The 16,226-nt window shown below is 52.2% G+C and carries 13 protein-coding genes; 11 read left to right on the top strand and 2 right to left on the bottom strand.

Annotated features, from left to right (window positions below):
- Positions 1–2: 2 nt before the first annotated feature.
- Positions 3–1,094, bottom strand: a complete 1,092-nt coding sequence (gene leuB / locus HV350_RS20425) for a 3-isopropylmalate dehydrogenase (RefSeq protein WP_181629225.1) — start codon at positions 1,092–1,094, stop codon at positions 3–5.
- A complete protein-coding gene (gene leuA, locus HV350_RS20420) occupies positions 1,094–2,665 on the bottom strand; it encodes a 2-isopropylmalate synthase (protein WP_016151686.1) in 1,572 nt (523 codons plus the stop codon). Before leuA ends, leuB begins: the two co-directional genes overlap by 1 nt.
- A gap of 831 nt (positions 2,666–3,496) precedes the next feature.
- Between leuA and leuO the strand changes: the two genes are divergently transcribed.
- The 11 genes from leuO to mraY all read left to right on the top strand — a co-directional run bounded on the left by leuO (position 3,497) and on the right by mraY (position 16,225).
- A complete protein-coding gene (gene leuO / locus HV350_RS20410; protein WP_016151687.1) occupies positions 3,497–4,444 on the top strand; it encodes a transcriptional regulator LeuO in 948 nt (315 codons plus the stop codon).
- 318 nt (positions 4,445–4,762) lie between these two features.
- The gene (ilvI, locus tag HV350_RS20405; protein WP_016151688.1) at positions 4,763–6,487 is read left to right on the top strand and encodes an acetolactate synthase 3 large subunit; all 1,725 of its coding nucleotides are present in this window, start codon (positions 4,763–4,765) and stop codon (positions 6,485–6,487) included.
- A 2-nt stretch (positions 6,488–6,489) separates the two neighbouring features.
- Positions 6,490–6,981 carry an acetolactate synthase small subunit gene (gene ilvN / locus HV350_RS20400; protein ID WP_003829566.1) on the top strand — a complete coding sequence of 164 codons (492 nt, stop codon included), beginning with the start codon at positions 6,490–6,492 and terminating at the stop codon, positions 6,979–6,981.
- Between the two features lie 175 nt (positions 6,982–7,156).
- The gene (cra, locus tag HV350_RS20395) at positions 7,157–8,161 is read left to right on the top strand and encodes a catabolite repressor/activator (protein WP_101700752.1); all 1,005 of its coding nucleotides are present in this window, start codon (positions 7,157–7,159) and stop codon (positions 8,159–8,161) included.
- 613 nt (positions 8,162–8,774) lie between these two features.
- Positions 8,775–9,233: a division/cell wall cluster transcriptional repressor MraZ gene (gene mraZ, locus HV350_RS20390; protein ID WP_005124560.1), complete on the top strand. Its 459-nt coding sequence runs from the start codon at positions 8,775–8,777 to the stop codon at positions 9,231–9,233.
- A 1-nt stretch (position 9,234) separates the two neighbouring features.
- On the top strand, positions 9,235–10,176 hold the full coding sequence (gene rsmH / locus HV350_RS20385) for a 16S rRNA (cytosine(1402)-N(4))-methyltransferase RsmH (RefSeq protein ID WP_016155687.1): 942 nt from the start codon (positions 9,235–9,237) through the stop codon (positions 10,174–10,176).
- A complete protein-coding gene (gene ftsL, locus HV350_RS20380) occupies positions 10,173–10,538 on the top strand; it encodes a cell division protein FtsL (RefSeq protein WP_006686695.1) in 366 nt (121 codons plus the stop codon). Before rsmH ends, ftsL begins: the two co-directional genes overlap by 4 nt.
- A 15-nt stretch (positions 10,539–10,553) precedes the next feature.
- A complete protein-coding gene (ftsI, locus tag HV350_RS20375) occupies positions 10,554–12,320 on the top strand; it encodes a peptidoglycan glycosyltransferase FtsI (protein ID WP_016151691.1) in 1,767 nt (588 codons plus the stop codon).
- A complete protein-coding gene (murE, locus tag HV350_RS20370) occupies positions 12,307–13,794 on the top strand; it encodes a UDP-N-acetylmuramoyl-L-alanyl-D-glutamate--2,6-diaminopimelate ligase (protein WP_016151692.1) in 1,488 nt (495 codons plus the stop codon). The genes ftsI and murE overlap by 14 nt, the downstream gene beginning before the upstream one ends.
- Complete coding sequence (gene murF / locus HV350_RS20365) at positions 13,791–15,149, top strand: UDP-N-acetylmuramoyl-tripeptide--D-alanyl-D-alanine ligase (RefSeq protein WP_181629223.1); 1,359 nt, start codon at positions 13,791–13,793, stop codon at positions 15,147–15,149. The genes murE and murF overlap by 4 nt, the downstream gene beginning before the upstream one ends.
- Positions 15,143–16,225, top strand: coding sequence for a phospho-N-acetylmuramoyl-pentapeptide-transferase (gene mraY / locus HV350_RS20360; protein ID WP_016151694.1), 1,083 nt, complete (start codon positions 15,143–15,145; stop codon positions 16,223–16,225). Before murF ends, mraY begins: the two co-directional genes overlap by 7 nt.
- Position 16,226 lies beyond the last annotated feature (1 nt).

The following is a 16,226-nucleotide window of genomic DNA, read 5'->3' as shown; positions in this document are numbered from 1 at the left end:
GATTACACCCCTTCTGCGACGTAACGGGCAATAATGTCACCCATTTCATCGGTACCGACTGCGGCAGCGCCACGGGCTAAGTCACCGGTGCGAATGCCTTCTTCTAATGCGCGGTTGATGGCGCTCTCAATTGCGGTTGCCGCATCATTGGCATCCAGGCTGTAGCGCAGCAGCAGCGCCAGCGAAAGGATTTGGGCGATAGGGTTAGCAATGTTTTTCCCGGCGATATCCGGAGCGGAGCCGCCAGCGGGCTCGTACAGACCAAAGCCCTGCTCATTCAGGCTGGCGGACGGTAACATCCCCATTGATCCGGTGATCATGGCGCATTCGTCAGACAGAATGTCGCCAAACAGGTTGGAGCACAGCAGCACGTCGAACTGGGATGGATCTTTGATCAACTGCATCGTCGCGTTGTCGATGTACATATGCGCCAGCTCAACGTCCGGATATTCATTAGCAATTTCATTGACGATTTGGCGCCACAGAATAGACGTTTGCAGTACGTTGGCTTTATCAATCGACGTGACTTTGCAGCGACGCTGGCGAGCAGATTCAAACGCGATACGTGCGATACGCTCGATCTCGAAACGGTGATAAACCTCGGTATCAAAGGCTTTTTCATGTTGTCCGCTGCCTTCGCGGCCTTTTGGCTGACCGAAGTAGATACCGCCGGTCAGTTCGCGCACGCACAGGATGTCGAAACCGTTCGCGGCAATATCTGCGCGCAGAGGGCAAAATGCTTCCAGACCCTGGTACAGCTTAGCCGGGCGCAGGTTGCTGAATAATTTGAAGTGTTTACGCAACGGCAGCAGCGCGCCGCGTTCAGGCTGCTGGTTTGGTGGCAGATTTTCCCATTTCGGGCCGCCAACGGAGCCAAACAGAATGGCGTCGGCTTGCTCACAGCCTTCAACCGTCGCAGGCGGCAGCGGCTGACCATGGTTATCGATAGCGGCACCCCCCACGTCGTAGTGGCTGGTGGTAATGCGCATGTTAAAACGGTTGCGGATTGCGTCCAGTACCTTCAGGGCTTGCGCCATCACTTCCGGGCCAATACCGTCGCCCGGCAAAACAGCAATATGATAATTCTTCGACATCACACGGTTTCCTTGTTGTTCTCGTTGTTCTGAGCTTTGCGTTGCAATTCTTTTTCGACTTCTTCGGCGCGCCAAATGTTGTTCAGCACATGAACCATCGCTTTCGCGGACGATTCGACGATATCTGTTGCCAGACCGACGCCATGGAAGCGGCGACCGTTATAATTAGCAACGATATCCACCTGGCCCAGCGCATCTTTACCGTGCCCTTTGGCGGTCAGGCTGTATTTCACCAGTTCGATGTTGTACTCGGTCACACGGTTGATGGCCTGATAAATGGCATCGACCGGACCGTTACCGTTCGCCGCTTCGGCTTTGACTTCTTCACCGCAGGCCAGCTTGACGGAGGCGGTGGCGATGTCATTTGAGCCGGACTGCACGCTGAAGTAATCCAGACGGAAATGCTCCGGCTCTTCCTGCTGTTTATTAATAAAGGCCAGCGCTTCCAGGTCGTAATCAAATACCTGACCTTTTTTATCCGCCAGCTTCAGGAATGCGTCGTACAGGTTGTCCAGGTTGTATTCATTCTCTTTATATCCCATCTCATCCATACGGTGTTTCACCGCGGCGCGTCCGGAACGGGAAGTCAGGTTCAACTGCACCTGGTTCAGACCGATGGATTCAGGCGTCATGATTTCGTAGTTTTCACGATTTTTCAGTACGCCGTCCTGATGGATGCCAGAGGAGTGGGCAAAGGCGCCGCTACCGACAATGGCTTTGTTGGCCGGAATGGGCATGTTGCAGATTTGGCTGACTAACTGACTGGTACGCCAGATTTCCTGGTGATTAATGCGGGTCTGTACGTTCAGGATATCTTTGCGCACTTTGATCGCCATGATCACTTCTTCCAGTGAGCAGTTACCGGCGCGTTCGCCGATACCGTTCATCGCGCCTTCTACCTGGCGAGCACCGGCGTGGACGGCCGCCAACGCGTTGCCAACGCCCAAACCTAAATCATCATGGGTGTGCACGGAGATGATGGCTTTATCGATATTCGGTACGCGTTCATACAGACCAGAAATGATTGCTCCGAATTCGAAAGGCATGGTGTAGCCAACGGTATCGGGGATATTGATAGTTTTGGCACCCGCATTAATCGCGGCTTCGACCACGCGGGCCAGATCGGCAATAGGGGTACGGCCAGCATCCTCGCATGAGAACTCCACGTCATCTGTATAATTACGCGCACGCTTCACCATGTAGACTGCTCGCTCGATCACTTCATCCAACGTGCTGCGCAATTTCGTCGCGATATGCATCGGCGAGGTGGCGATGAACGTATGAATGCGGAAGGCCTCAGCGACTTTCAGAGATTCTGCGGCAACGTCGATATCTTTTTCTACGCAGCGGGCTAAGGCGCAAACTCGGCTGTTCTTAACCTGACGAGCGATGGTTTGTACGGACTCAAAGTCACCCGGTGAAGAGACCGGAAAACCGACCTCCATCACGTCAACGCCCATACGCTCGAGGGCCAGCGCAATCTGCAGTTTTTCTTTCACACTCAGGCTCGCCTGTAACGCCTGTTCACCGTCACGTAAGGTGGTATCGAAAATAATGACTTGCTGGCTCATGGTTTAGGTCCTTGGTCTTTAGGGCGCCTTGCTTCGAGCATAAAAAAACCCGCGCAACGGCGCGGGTTTTTTGTCTTAACTGGAGCTGACTTAATGCTGAATGTCGTCCACCAGTCTACCGCGCAATGAGAATGCGTTTAGTAGTAGTAGACCGATAAAACGAGCAATGTAAGTCATCAATCAAGCTCCAGGCGAATGCGATATGCTTTTAGTGGTACTGGATATGAAGACTGATGTCAACCCCATTCCCTGCAAATGCTCCCGTTAAGGGGGAAAGTTTCTGATAAACTTAAGCGAATTGTGCTGAATTTCTCAGGGTATATAAAATTAATCATCTGATCGTTGAACATATTTTTCACGGTTTGACATATTTAAGCATATTTATTTGCATTTATGGTAACGAAGAACTAGAGATAACGCCTCATTTGGGATTTCATATCTTTATGATTTATCAGCTTTTATAGTCATTCTGAATGGATGAAACCAATGTGTTACCCAATAATTGATAAATTAATGTTAACTTTTAATGTGTTAATAATAGAAATGTTTAATTAAAACTTAAATACGTATTCACTGTGCGTATGATTGTGTATTCGCCACGCTTATGGTTATATTGTTTTCGAAATTTAAACATATGAATCATCGCGCAGTGACATCTGCCGCACTACGCTTGTGGTGTTCTTTTGTACATTTAGATTTGTGCCTTTATGTTTTCCTAATTTTAATGTTTTTCCTTTTTCTTATTTTATATGCATGGTAAATCATATTAACGGAGATTATTTCTGCACTCCGTCTGGGAAAAGGGAGTTTAGAGTGACAGTGGAGTTAAATATGCCAGAAGTAAAAATAATAGATAAATCTAATCTCATAGAGATGGGGAAGCCACAGCTTCGCATGGTTGATCTTAATTTATTAACTGTTTTTGATGCGGTGATGCAGGAACAAAATATTACGCGTGCTGCACATACGCTGGGGATGTCGCAACCCGCTGTCAGTAATGCGGTCGCACGCCTGAAAGTCATGTTTAACGATGAGCTTTTTGTTCGTTATGGCCGTGGAATCCAGCCGACAGCAAGAGCCTTCCAGCTGTTTGGCTCCGTTCGTCAGGCATTGCAATTAGTGCAGAATGAACTGCCTGGTTCCGGCTTTGAACCTACCAGCAGCGAGCGTGTATTCAATCTTTGCGTATGCAGTCCATTGGATAATATTCTTACTTCGTTGATTTATAATCGAGTTGAACAAGTCGCGCCGAACATTAATGTCGTTTTTAAATCTTCACTAAATTTAAATACCGAGCACCAATTACGTTATCAGGAAACTGAGTTTGTTATTAGCTATGAAGAATTCCGTCGTCCGGAATTTACCAGTGTTCCGTTATTCAATGACGAAATGGTGTTAGTGGCAAGCAAAAAACATCCGCGCATTAGTGGCCCATTGCTGGAAAGCAATCTCTATCATGAACAGCATGCCGTGGTTTCGCTCGATCGCTTCGCCTCATTCAGCCAGCCGTGGTATGACACACCGGATAAACAATCCTGCGTGGCTTATCAGGGAATGGCATTAATCAGCGTGCTTAATATTGTGTCGCAAACGCACCTGGTCTCTATTGCGCCGCGTTGGTTGGCGGAAGAGTTCGCCGATTCTTTAGAACTGCAGATATTGCCTTTACCTTTAAAATTGAACAGCCGCACATGTTATCTTTCCTGGCATGAGGCTGCGGGGCGCGATAAAGGACATCAATGGATGGAAGAACTGTTGGTCTCCGTCTGTAAGAAGTAGCCGCTGGCAGAATAAATCGGGGAATACATCTGGTTTATTCTGCTTTTATCTTTATATCTAAAATTTTGTGCTGAACTCGACTTTTTACGTATGTCCGAAAGTGTAAAAAAATAGACTAATTGCTGTAAGTCCCCCTTTTTAAGCGATTATTTATCATATCAATTGCTTATGCTGGTTTAATTCTCCATTTATTCAATTCTTACCTCCGTTTTATTCTTATTTACTCCAGTGCCACCCCTTCGGAGTCAATTGCCATGCGTCATCGTCAGCGGTTAATGTGTTGTTAAACCGTAATTCATTATAAGAGTGAGGCAAGCCATGGAGATGTTGTCTGGAGCCGAGATGGTCGTCCGATCGCTTATCGATCAGGGTGTGAAGCAGGTATTCGGTTATCCCGGGGGGGCCGTCCTCGATATTTATGATGCATTGCATACGGTCGGCGGTATTGATCATGTGTTAGTCCGTCATGAGCAAGCCGCGGTACATATGGCTGATGGCCTGGCGCGTGCCACGGGAGAAGTGGGCGTCGTTTTGGTCACTTCCGGACCAGGGGCAACCAATGCGATCACCGGGATTGCAACGGCATATATGGATTCCATTCCGCTGGTGATCCTCTCTGGCCAGGTCGCCACCTCCCTGATTGGCTACGATGCCTTCCAGGAGTGCGACATGGTGGGTATATCCCGCCCGGTGGTAAAACACAGTTTTCTGGTTAAACAAACGGAAGATATCCCGCAGGTGCTGAAAAAAGCCTTTTGGCTGGCGGCAAGCGGTCGTCCGGGGCCGGTGGTGGTGGATTTGCCGAAAGATATTCTGAATCCGGCGAAAAAACTGCCTTATAGCTGGCCGGAGTCGGTGAGTATGCGTTCGTATAACCCGACAACGACCGGGCACAAAGGACAGATAAAACGTGCTTTGCAGACGCTGGTGGCGGCGAAGAAACCGGTTGTCTATGTTGGTGGTGGCGCGGTGAATGCCGCCTGTCACGAACAACTGGGGCAAATTGCCGAAGCACTTAATCTGCCGGTTGTCTCCTCGCTGATGGGGTTAGGCGCGTTTCCGGCCACGCATCGCCAGGCGCTGGGAATGTTGGGAATGCATGGTACTTACGAAGCGAATATGACCATGCATCATTCTGATGTGATCTTTGCCGTCGGCGTTCGTTTTGACGATCGAACGACCAATAATCTGGCAAAATATTGCCCGAATGCGACCGTGCTGCATATTGACATCGATCCGACCTCAATTTCAAAAACCGTCACTGCGGATATTCCGATTGTGGGCGATGCTCGCCTGGTGCTGGATCAGATGCTTGAACTGCTGCCGCAGGAGAAATCGCAGCAGCCGCTGGATGATAACCGTGACTGGTGGCAACAGATCGAACACTGGCGCGCTCGTCAGTGCCTGAAATACGACACGCAAAGTGAAAGTATTAAACCGCAGGCGGTGATTGAAACCATCTGGCGTCTGACGAAAGGGGATGCATACGTGACCTCTGACGTTGGCCAGCATCAAATGTTTGCCGCACTTTACTATCCGTTCGATAAACCACGCCGCTGGATTAACTCAGGCGGCCTCGGCACCATGGGATTCGGTTTACCCGCGGCGTTAGGGGTGAAAATGGCGCTGCCGGATGAAACAGTGGTGTGCGTCACCGGGGATGGCAGCATTCAGATGAACATCCAGGAACTGTCGACGGCGCTGCAATATGAGCTACCGGTACTGGTGCTCAACCTTAACAACCGCTATCTCGGCATGGTCAAACAGTGGCAGGACATGATTTACTCCGGGCGTCACTCCCAGTCTTACATGCAGTCGCTACCTGATTTTGTGCGCCTTGCTGAAGCTTATGGGCATATCGGTATCCAGATTAATCATCCAGGCGAACTGGAGAGCAAACTGGGCGAAGCGCTGGAACATGTGCGTAATCATCGCCTGGTGTTTGTTGATGTCACCGTCGACGGCAGTGAGCATGTCTACCCGATGCAGATTCGTGGGGGCGGGATGGACGAAATGTGGTTAAGTAAAACGGAGAGGACCTGATTATGCGCCGGATATTATCAGTATTGCTGGAAAACGAGTCGGGTGCATTGTCACGTGTGATTGGCCTCTTCGCCCAGCGCGGATACAACATTGAAAGCCTGACCGTCGCGCCGACTGACGACCCGACCTTATCGCGGATGACGATTCAAACGGTAGGGGATGAGAAAGTCCTGGAGCAGATCGAAAAGCAGCTACACAAACTGGTGGATGTTCTGCGCGTCAGCGAACTGGGGCAGGGCGCCCACGTTGAACGAGAAATCATGCTGGTGAAAATCCAGGCCAGCGGCTATGGCCGGGAAGAGGTGAAACGCAACACGGAGATATTCCGTGGGCAAATCATCGATGTTACGCCGTCGATCTACACCGTACAGCTGGCGGGCACCAGTGATAAGCTGGATGCGTTTCTGGCAACGCTACGGGAAGTCGCCAAAATCGTGGAAGTTGCTCGTTCCGGCGTGGTGGGGCTTTCCCGCGGCGATAAAATTATGCGCTAACGCTTACCTGACCTACGCGAGATGCATTGGCTACTGGTTGCTTTTTTTTGCGAAATCAGCAGTAACCAGAGACAAAAGCGGTTGCCGCAGTCATTATTCTGCGCTTAGATGTTAAGAAGTTTAACCCATGCCATCTCAAAGGTTATGGTTTGTACATTTTACGCAAGGGGCAATTGTGAAACTGGATGAAATCGCTCGGTTGGCCGGCGTTTCGCGAACGACTGCAAGCTACGTTATTAACGGCAAAGCAAAGCAATACCGCGTAAGCGACAAAACGGTTGAAAAAGTCATGGCGGTGGTGCGTGAGCATAATTACCACCCGAATGCCGTGGCGGCCGGGCTGCGTGCTGGACGCACACGTTCTATCGGGCTGGTGATCCCGGATCTCGAAAACACGAGCTATACCCGGATTGCAAACTATCTGGAGCGCCAGGCGCGTCAGCGCGGGTATCAACTACTGATTGCCTGCTCTGAAGATCAGCCTGATAACGAAATGCGCTGTATTGAGCATCTTTTACAACGTCAGGTTGATGCCATTATCGTTTCGACTTCCTTGCCGCCTGAACATCCGTTTTATCAGCGCTGGGCGAACAGTTCATTCCCGATTGTGGCGCTGGATCGCGCGCTGGATCGTGAACATTTCACCAGCGTGGTGGGCGCTGACCAGGATGATGCGCAGATGCTGGCGGAGGAGTTACGTAAATTCCCTGCTGAAACCGTGCTCTATCTGGGGGCGCTTCCGGAATTGTCCGTCAGTTTCCTGCGCGAACAGGGTTTCCGTACCGCGTGGAAGGACGATCTGCGTGAAGTGCATTTTCTCTATGCCAACAGCTATGAGCGGGAGGCGGCCGCGCAGTTATTTGATAAATGGCTGGAAACGCATCCAATGCCTCAGGCGCTGTTTACCACGTCGTTTGCCCTGTTGCAGGGGGTGATGGATGTGACCCTGCGCCGCGACGGGCAGTTACCGTCTGATTTAGCGATTGCGACTTTTGGCGACCACGAGCTGCTCGACTTCCTGCAGTGCCCGGTACTGGCGGTGGCGCAGCGCCATCGGGATGTCGCGGAACGCGTGCTGGAGATTGTGTTGGCAAGCCTGGATGAGCCGCGTAAACCCAAACCAGGTTTAACGCGTATACGGCGTAATCTGTACCGTCGCGGTATTCTAAGCCGTAACTAAGTTGCCTCAATTGATGATGTCGGCGGATAAGCCTCTGACATCATCAATTATCCCGTTCTCGGAAATAACCGCATTATAATTAAGAATATTCTTTAGAATTATCTGAAATTGATTCTTCTATTATGCCGAATTAAAAATGCAACTATCCATTTTTGGGTAATTGAGACGTAACGATGCGTTACGGTTGTATTATTTTGTTACAAGCATGTAGGGATTTGCCGAATTAACAAACACTTTACTGGTGTGTTGCGACAATCTCGCCCTTATCTTGCTCCTGTGCGGCGTACAGACTGATTAACTGGTACTGTTATCTCGCTGCATATTGTCCTAAAATGCCGCTCGCGTCGCAAACTGACACTTTATATTTTTCTTTTGATGATATTCAGTTGTTTTAAACAATCATGAGTTGTTGGATTTTTTTCTTACAAATATTCATGGCGTTAATTTGCTTCGTTTGCTGTACGGAATTTGTTCAACGCTGATATTAGCCGTAAACAATGGGTTTTTTGCTCTGCTAAGCGCCGTGACTTGCTTGACAAGGTTTTCCTCCGCTCCGTAAACTCCTTTAAGTGGGAATTTGTGGGATAAAGTGGTAATCGGGGGTGAGGCTGGCATGTTCCGGGGAGCAACGTTAGTTAATCTCGACAGTAAAGGGCGCTTATCTGTGCCTACCCGTTATCGGGATCAACTGCTCGAGAGCGCTACCGGTCAAATGGTTTGCACCATTGACATCCATCACCCGTGCCTGCTGCTGTACCCCCTGCCTGAATGGGAAATTATCGAGCAGAAGTTATCGCGTCTGTCGAGCATGAATCCAGTTGAGCGTCGCGTACAGCGCCTGTTGTTGGGTCATGCTAGCGAATGTCAGATGGATAGCGCTGGCCGATTATTGATAGCGCCCATTCTGCGGCAACACGCAGGGCTAACGAAAGAAGTGATGCTGGTTGGGCAGTTCAATAAGTTTGAGCTGTGGGATGAAACGACCTGGTATCAACAGGTCAAGGAAGATATCGACGCTGAGCAGTCTGTTACCGGCGCGCTGTCGGAACGATTGCAGGATTTGTCTCTATAAAATGATGGAAAATTATAAACATACAACGGTGTTGCTGGATGAAGCCGTAAACGGCCTGAATATTCGTCCAGACGGCATCTACATTGACGGGACATTTGGTCGCGGTGGTCACTCACGTCTGATCCTCTCGCAACTTGGCGAAGCGGGGCGTTTACTGGCCATCGATCGCGATCCGCAGGCGATTGCCGTTGCAAAGACGATTACCGATCCCCGTTTTTCCATCGTCCATGGTCCTTTTTCTGCGCTGGCTGATTATGTCGCCGAGCGCGGACTTACCGGTAAGATCGACGGGATTCTTCTCGATCTTGGGGTTTCTTCTCCACAGCTTGATGATGCTGAGCGCGGATTCTCATTTATGCGTGACGGTCCGTTAGATATGCGTATGGACCCTACACGCGGTCAGTCAGCGGCCGAATGGCTGCAAACCGCCGATGAAGCAGATATTGCCTGGGTGATTAAAACCTTTGGCGAAGAGCGCTTCGGCAAACGTATTGCTCGCGCCATCGTAGAGCGCAACCGCATCGAACCGATGACCCGCACTAAAGAGCTGGCGGAAGTGATTGCGGCGGCAATGCCGGTGAAAGACAAATTCAAACATCCCGCGACCCGTACCTTCCAGGCGGTGCGCATTTGGGTGAACAGTGAACTGGAGGAGATAGAGCAGGCGCTAAAAAGCTCGCTCAGCGTGCTGGCACCAGGTGGTCGCCTTTCGGTAATCAGTTTCCATTCGCTTGAAGATCGCATTGTGAAACGCTTTATGCGCGAACAAAGCCGTGGTCCTCAGGTTCCGGCTGGAATACCGATGACTGAAGCGCAGATCAAAAAGCTGGGCGGCCGTGAGTTAAGAGCACTAGGCAAGATGATGCCGGGTGAAGAAGAGGTAGCTGAAAATCCTCGTGCCCGTAGTTCAGTTCTGCGTATTGCAGAGAGGACGAACGCATGATCAGCAGAGTGACAGAAGCCCTCAGCAAAGTTAAAGGATCGATAGGAAGCAACGAGCGCCATGCCTTGCCTGGCGTGATCGGTGACGATCTTTTGCGGTATGGGAAGCTGCCACTCTGCCTGTTCATTTGCATTATTTTGACGGCGGTTACCGTCGTGACAACAGCACACCATACGCGGTTACTGACCGCGCAGCGTGAGCAGCTGGTTCTGGAGCGAGATGCGTTGGATATCGAATGGCGCAACTTGATCCTTGAGGAGAACGCGCTCGGCGACCATAGCCGTGTTGAACGGATCGCAACGGAAAAGCTGCAAATGCAGCATGTTGATCCCTCACAAGAAAATATCGTAGTACAAAAATAAGGATAAACGCGACGCATGAAAGCAGCGGCAAAAACGCACAAGCCAAAACGCCAGGAAGAACAAGCCAACTTTATCAGTTGGCGTTTTGCGTTACTGTGCGGCTGTATTTTGCTGGCACTGGGTTTTCTGCTGGGGCGCGTTGCCTGGCTGCAAATCATCGCGCCGGACATGCTGGTGCGTCAGGGCGACATGCGCTCTCTGCGCGTACAGGAAGTGTCCACATCGCGCGGGATGATTACTGACCGTTCAGGTCGTCCGCTGGCGGTGAGCGTTCCGGTTAAGGCGATTTGGGCCGACCCAAAAGAGGTGCATGACGCAGGCGGCGTAAGCGTTGGTGAACGCTGGAGAGCGCTGTCGACCGCGCTGAATCTCCCGCTCGATCAACTGGCTTCCCGCATTAACGCCAACCCGAAAGGGCGCTTTATCTATCTGGCGCGTCAGGTAAACCCTGACATGGCTGACTACATCAAAAAACTGAAGCTGCCAGGCATTCACCTGCGCGAAGAATCCCGCCGTTACTATCCTTCCGGAGAAGTGACCGCTCACCTTATCGGCTTTACTAACGTCGACAGCCAGGGGATTGAAGGCGTTGAGAAGAGCTTCGACAAATGGCTCACCGGGCAACCGGGCGAACGTATTGTACGTAAAGACCGTTATGGCCGCGTCATTGAGGATATTTCCTCTACCGACAGCCAGGCGGCGCATAATCTTGCGCTAAGTATCGATGAGCGTTTACAGGCGCTGGTCTACCGCGAACTGAATAACGCCGTGGCGTTTAACAAGGCGGAGTCAGGCAGTGCGGTACTGGTGGATGTGAACACCGGTGAAGTGCTGGCGATGGCCAACAGCCCGTCCTACAACCCGAACAATCTCACCGGTACGCCGAAGGATGCGATGCGTAACCGTACGATTACCGACGTGTTTGAACCGGGGTCCACCGTCAAACCGATGGTGGTGATGACGGCGCTGCAGCGTGGCGTGGTTCGCGAAAATACCGTACTTAACACTATCCCTTACCGAATTAATGGCCACGAAATTAAAGACGTGGCGCGTTATAGCGAATTGACCCTCACCGGGGTTTTGCAGAAGTCGAGTAACGTCGGTGTTTCCAAGCTGGCGTTAGCGATGCCGTCCTCAGCGTTAGTAGACACTTACTCACGTTTTGGGCTGGGAAAAGCGACCAATTTGGGGTTGGTCGGAGAACGCAGTGGCTTATATCCTCAAAAACAACGGTGGTCTGACATAGAGAGGGCCACCTTCTCTTTCGGCTACGGGCTAATGGTAACGCCGTTACAGTTAGCGCGAGTCTATGCAACGATCGGCAGCTATGGCGTTTATCGGCCACTGTCGATCACCAAAGTTGACCCTCCTGTTCCGGGCGAGCGTATCTTCCCGGAATCAACCGTGCGTACCGTGGTGCACATGATGGAAAGCGTGGCGCTGCCCGGCGGCGGCGGCGTGAAGGCGGCGATTAAAGGCTATCGTATCGCCATTAAAACCGGTACGGCGAAGAAAGTAGGGCCGGATGGCCGCTACATCAACAAATACATTGCTTATACCGCAGGTGTTGCGCCTGCGAGTCAGCCGCGCTTCGCGCTGGTTGTTGTTATCAACGATCCGCAGGCGGGTAAATACTACGGTGGCGCCGTTTCCGCGCCGGTCTTTGGTGCCATCATGGGCGGCGTACTGCGCACCATGAACATCGAGCCGGATGCGCTGACAACGGGCGATAAAAATGAATTTGTGAATAATCAAGGCGAGGCAACAGGTGGCAGATCGTAATTTGCGCGACCTTCTTGCTCCATGGGTGCCGGGTGCACCGGAGCGAGCACTGCGGGAGATGACGCTCGACAGCCGTATGGCTGCATCGGGCGATCTCTTTGTCGCAGTATTGGGTCATCAGGCGGACGGGCGTCGGTATATCCCGCAGGCGATAGCGCAAGGTGTGGCTGCCATTATTGCAGAAGCAAAAGATGAAGCTACTGACGGTGAAATCCGTGAAATGCACGGCGTTCCAGTTATCTATCTCAGTCAGCTTAACGAACGTTTATCTGCACTGGCGGGCCGCTTTTACCACGAGCCTTCTGAAAAAATGCGACTGGTCGGCGTGACCGGGACCAACGGTAAAACCACCACCACCCAATTGCTGGCACAGTGGAGCCAACTGCTTGGCGAAACCAGCGCGGTGATGGGAACAGTCGGCAATGGCCTGCTGGGCAAAGTGATCCCGACGGAAAATACCACCGGTTCAGCCGTAGATGTCCAGCATGTGCTGGCAGGGCTGGTTGCACAAGGCGCAACGGTTGGCGCAATGGAAGTGTCTTCACACGGTCTGGTTCAGCATCGCGTGGCGGCGCTGAAGTTTGCCGCATCAGTATTTACTAACTTAAGCCGCGACCATCTTGATTACCACGGCGACATGGAACATTACGAAGCCGCGAAATGGCTGCTGTATTCCACGCACCATTGCGGCCAGGCCATCGTTAATGCGGATGATGAAGTCGGTCGTCGCTGGTTGGCCAAACTTCCGGATGCGGTTGCCGTATCGATGGAAGATCACATCAACCCGAACTGTCATGGTCGTTGGTTAAAGGCGATTGACGTGAATTATCACGACAGCGGGGCAACGATTCGTTTTACCTCCTCATGGGGTGACGGCGAAATTGAAAGTCGCCTGATGGGCGCGTTTAACGTCAGCAATCTGCTGTTGGCGCTGGCAACGCTGCTGGCGTTGGGATATCCGTTAGCTGATTTACTGAAAACGGCAACACAATTACAGCCAGTTTGTGGGCGCATGGAAGTGTTCAGCGCGCCGGGTAAAACCACCGTTGTGGTTGATTATGCCCATACGCCAGATGCGCTGGAAAAAGCGCTGCAGGCGGCACGTCTGCACTGTACTGGCAAACTGTGGTGCGTCTTTGGCTGCGGCGGCGATCGCGACAAAGGTAAACGTCCGTTGATGGGCGCGATTGCCGAGCAGTTTGCTGATGTTGTCGTGGTGACCGATGACAACCCGCGTACCGAAGAGCCGCGCGCCATTATTAACGACATTCTGGCGGGTATGCTGGATGCCGGACAGGCGAAAGTGATGGAAGGTCGCGCAGAGGCTGTGACAAACGCCATTATGCAGGCGAAAGAAAACGACGTGGTGCTGGTGGCCGGGAAAGGTCACGAAGACTACCAGATCGTTGGCTCGCAGCGCCTCGACTATTCTGACCGCGTTACGGCAGCGCGTCTGCTGGGAGTCATCGCATGATTAGCGTAACGCTCAGCCAACTGGCGGAGATCCTCCGCGGCGAACTGAAAGGAGCCGATCTGACTCTTGATGCGGTGACAACTGATACGCGTAAAGTTACGCCGGGCTGCCTGTTTGTCGCGCTGAAAGGCGAACGCTTTGATGCCCACGATTTCGCAGACAAGGCGCAAGAGAGCGGGGCGGGTGCGCTGCTGGTCAGCCGTCCGTTGGACACCAACCTGCCGCAGCTGATTGTTAAAGATACACGTCTGGCGTTTGGTGAACTGGCGGCATGGGTACGCGCTCAGGTTCCGGCGCGCGTTGTCGCGCTGACCGGCTCTTCCGGTAAGACGTCCGTTAAAGAGATGACCGCATCCATTCTGAGTCAGTGTGGCAACACCTTATATACCGCGGGCAACCTGAATAACGACATCGGCGTACCGATGACGCTGTTGCGCTTAAACAACGATTACGACTATGCCGTGATTGAGCTTGGCGCTAATCATCAGGGCGAAATCGCCTGGACCGTTGGCCTGACGCGTCCGGAAGCGGCGCTGGTGAACAACCTGGCAGCCGCGCATCTGGAAGGCTTTGGTTCACTGGCAGGCGTTGCGAAGGCAAAAGGTGAGATTTTTACCGGCCTGCCAGCGAACGGAATCGCCATTATGAATGCCGACAACAACGACTGGCTGAACTGGCAGAGCATTATCGGCGATCGCAAAGTCTGGCGTTTCTCCCCGAATGCGGGCAACAGCGACTTTTCGGCGGCCAACGTTCATGTGACTTCACACGGCACAGAGTTTTCTCTGCAAACGCCAACCGGAAGCATTGATGTTCTGCTGCCGCTGCCGGGTCGTCACAACATTGCTAACGCCCTGGCGGCGGCTGCGCTCTCTATGGCGGTAGGCGCGACGCACGAAGCGATTAAAGCGGGTCTGAAGGAACTGCAAGCGGTACCGGGGCGTCTGTTCCCGATTCAACTGGCAGAAAATCAGCTACTGCTGGATGACTCCTATAACGCAAATGTCGGGTCAATGACCGCAGCGGTAAACGTGCTGTCCGAAATGCCGGGCTACCGCGTGCTGGTCGTTGGCGATATGGCAGAGCTTGGCGCGGAAAGCGAAGCATGCCACGTGCAGGTGGGTGACGCTGCGAAGGCTGCAGGTATCGACCGTGTGCTGAGTACAGGGAAACTGAGTCAGGCAATTAGCCATGCCAGCGGTGTGGGTGAGCATTTTGCGGATAAAACCGCGTTGACCGCGCATCTTAAGGCGCTGATTGCAGAACATCAGATTATGACGATTTTAGTGAAGGGTTCACGTAGTGCCGCCATGGAAGAGGTAGTACGCGCATTACAGGAGAATGGGACATGTTAGTTTGGCTGGCCGAACATTTGGTCAAATATTATTCCGGCTTTAACGTCTTTTCCTATCTGACGTTTCGCGCCATCGTCAGCCTGCTGACCGCGCTGTTCATCTCTTTGTGGATGGGCCCGCGCATGATCGCCCGCTTGCAAAAAATGTCCTTTGGACAGGTCGTGCGTAACGACGGTCCGGAATCACACTTCAGTAAACGCGGTACGCCGACCATGGGCGGGATTATGATCCTTACCGCGATTGTTATCTCCGTACTGCTGTGGGCATACCCGTCGAACCCGTACGTATGGTGCGTGCTGGTGGTATTGGTCGGTTACGGCATTATCGGTTTTGTCGATGACTACCGCAAAGTGGTACGCAAAGACACCAAGGGCCTGATCGCGCGCTGGAAATACTTCTGGATGTCGGTGATTGCGCTGGGGGTGGCCTTTGCCCTGTATCTGGCTGGTAAAGATACCCCGGCCACTGAGCTGGTGGTGCCGTTCTTTAAAGACGTGATGCCGCAGTTGGGGCTGTTCTACGTGCTGCTGGCGTACTTCGTGATTGTGGGTACTGGCAACGCGGTCAACCTCACCGATGGTCTGGATGGTCTGGCGATTATGCCGACCGTGTTTGTGGCCGCAGGTTTTGCGTTGGTGGCGTGGGCGACCGGTAACATGAACTTCGCCAACTATCTGCATATTCCCTATTTACGTCATGCCGGCGAATTGGTGATCGTTTGTACGGCAATTGTTGGCGCGGGTTTAGGCTTCTTGTGGTTTAACACCTATCCGGCGCAGGTCTTTATGGGCGACGTCGGATCGCTGGCGCTTGGCGGCGCGCTGGGCATTATTGCCGTGCTCCTGCGTCAGGAGTTCCTGCTGGTGATCATGGGCGGTGTATTCGTCGTAGAAACACTGTCGGTCATTTTGCAGGTTGGCTCCTTTAAGCTGCGCGGACAGCGCATCTTCCGTATGGCGCCGATCCACCATCACTATGAACTGAAAGGCTGGCCGGAACCGCGCGTAATTGTACGCTTCTGGATTATTTCGCTGATGCTGGTGCTGATTGGCCTGGCAACGCTGAAGGTACGTTAAT

It is taken from the genome of Citrobacter sp. RHBSTW-01013, from assembly GCF_013781985.1.
GTDB lineage: Bacteria > Pseudomonadota > Gammaproteobacteria > Enterobacterales > Enterobacteriaceae > Citrobacter > Citrobacter braakii.
This window is presented reverse-complemented; position numbering and strand designations above follow the sequence as displayed.

Coding starts and splice junctions, on each gene's coding strand:
- leuA (WP_016151686.1), bottom strand. CDS start 2,665: ATGAGCCAGCAAGTCATTATTTTCGATACCACCTTACGTGACGGTGAA.
- leuO (WP_016151687.1), top strand. CDS start 3,497: ATGCCAGAAGTAAAAATAATAGATAAATCTAATCTCATAGAGATGGGG.
- rsmH (WP_016155687.1), top strand. CDS start 9,235: ATGATGGAAAATTATAAACATACAACGGTGTTGCTGGATGAAGCCGTA.
- ilvI (WP_016151688.1), top strand. CDS start 4,763: ATGGAGATGTTGTCTGGAGCCGAGATGGTCGTCCGATCGCTTATCGAT.
- ilvN (WP_003829566.1), top strand. CDS start 6,490: ATGCGCCGGATATTATCAGTATTGCTGGAAAACGAGTCGGGTGCATTG.
- murF (WP_181629223.1), top strand. CDS start 13,791: ATGATTAGCGTAACGCTCAGCCAACTGGCGGAGATCCTCCGCGGCGAA.
- mraZ (WP_005124560.1), top strand. CDS start 8,775: ATGTTCCGGGGAGCAACGTTAGTTAATCTCGACAGTAAAGGGCGCTTA.
- mraY (WP_016151694.1), top strand. CDS start 15,143: ATGTTAGTTTGGCTGGCCGAACATTTGGTCAAATATTATTCCGGCTTT.
- ftsI (WP_016151691.1), top strand. CDS start 10,554: ATGAAAGCAGCGGCAAAAACGCACAAGCCAAAACGCCAGGAAGAACAA.
- leuB (WP_181629225.1), bottom strand. CDS start 1,094: ATGTCGAAGAATTATCATATTGCTGTTTTGCCGGGCGACGGTATTGGC.
- ftsL (WP_006686695.1), top strand. CDS start 10,173: ATGATCAGCAGAGTGACAGAAGCCCTCAGCAAAGTTAAAGGATCGATA.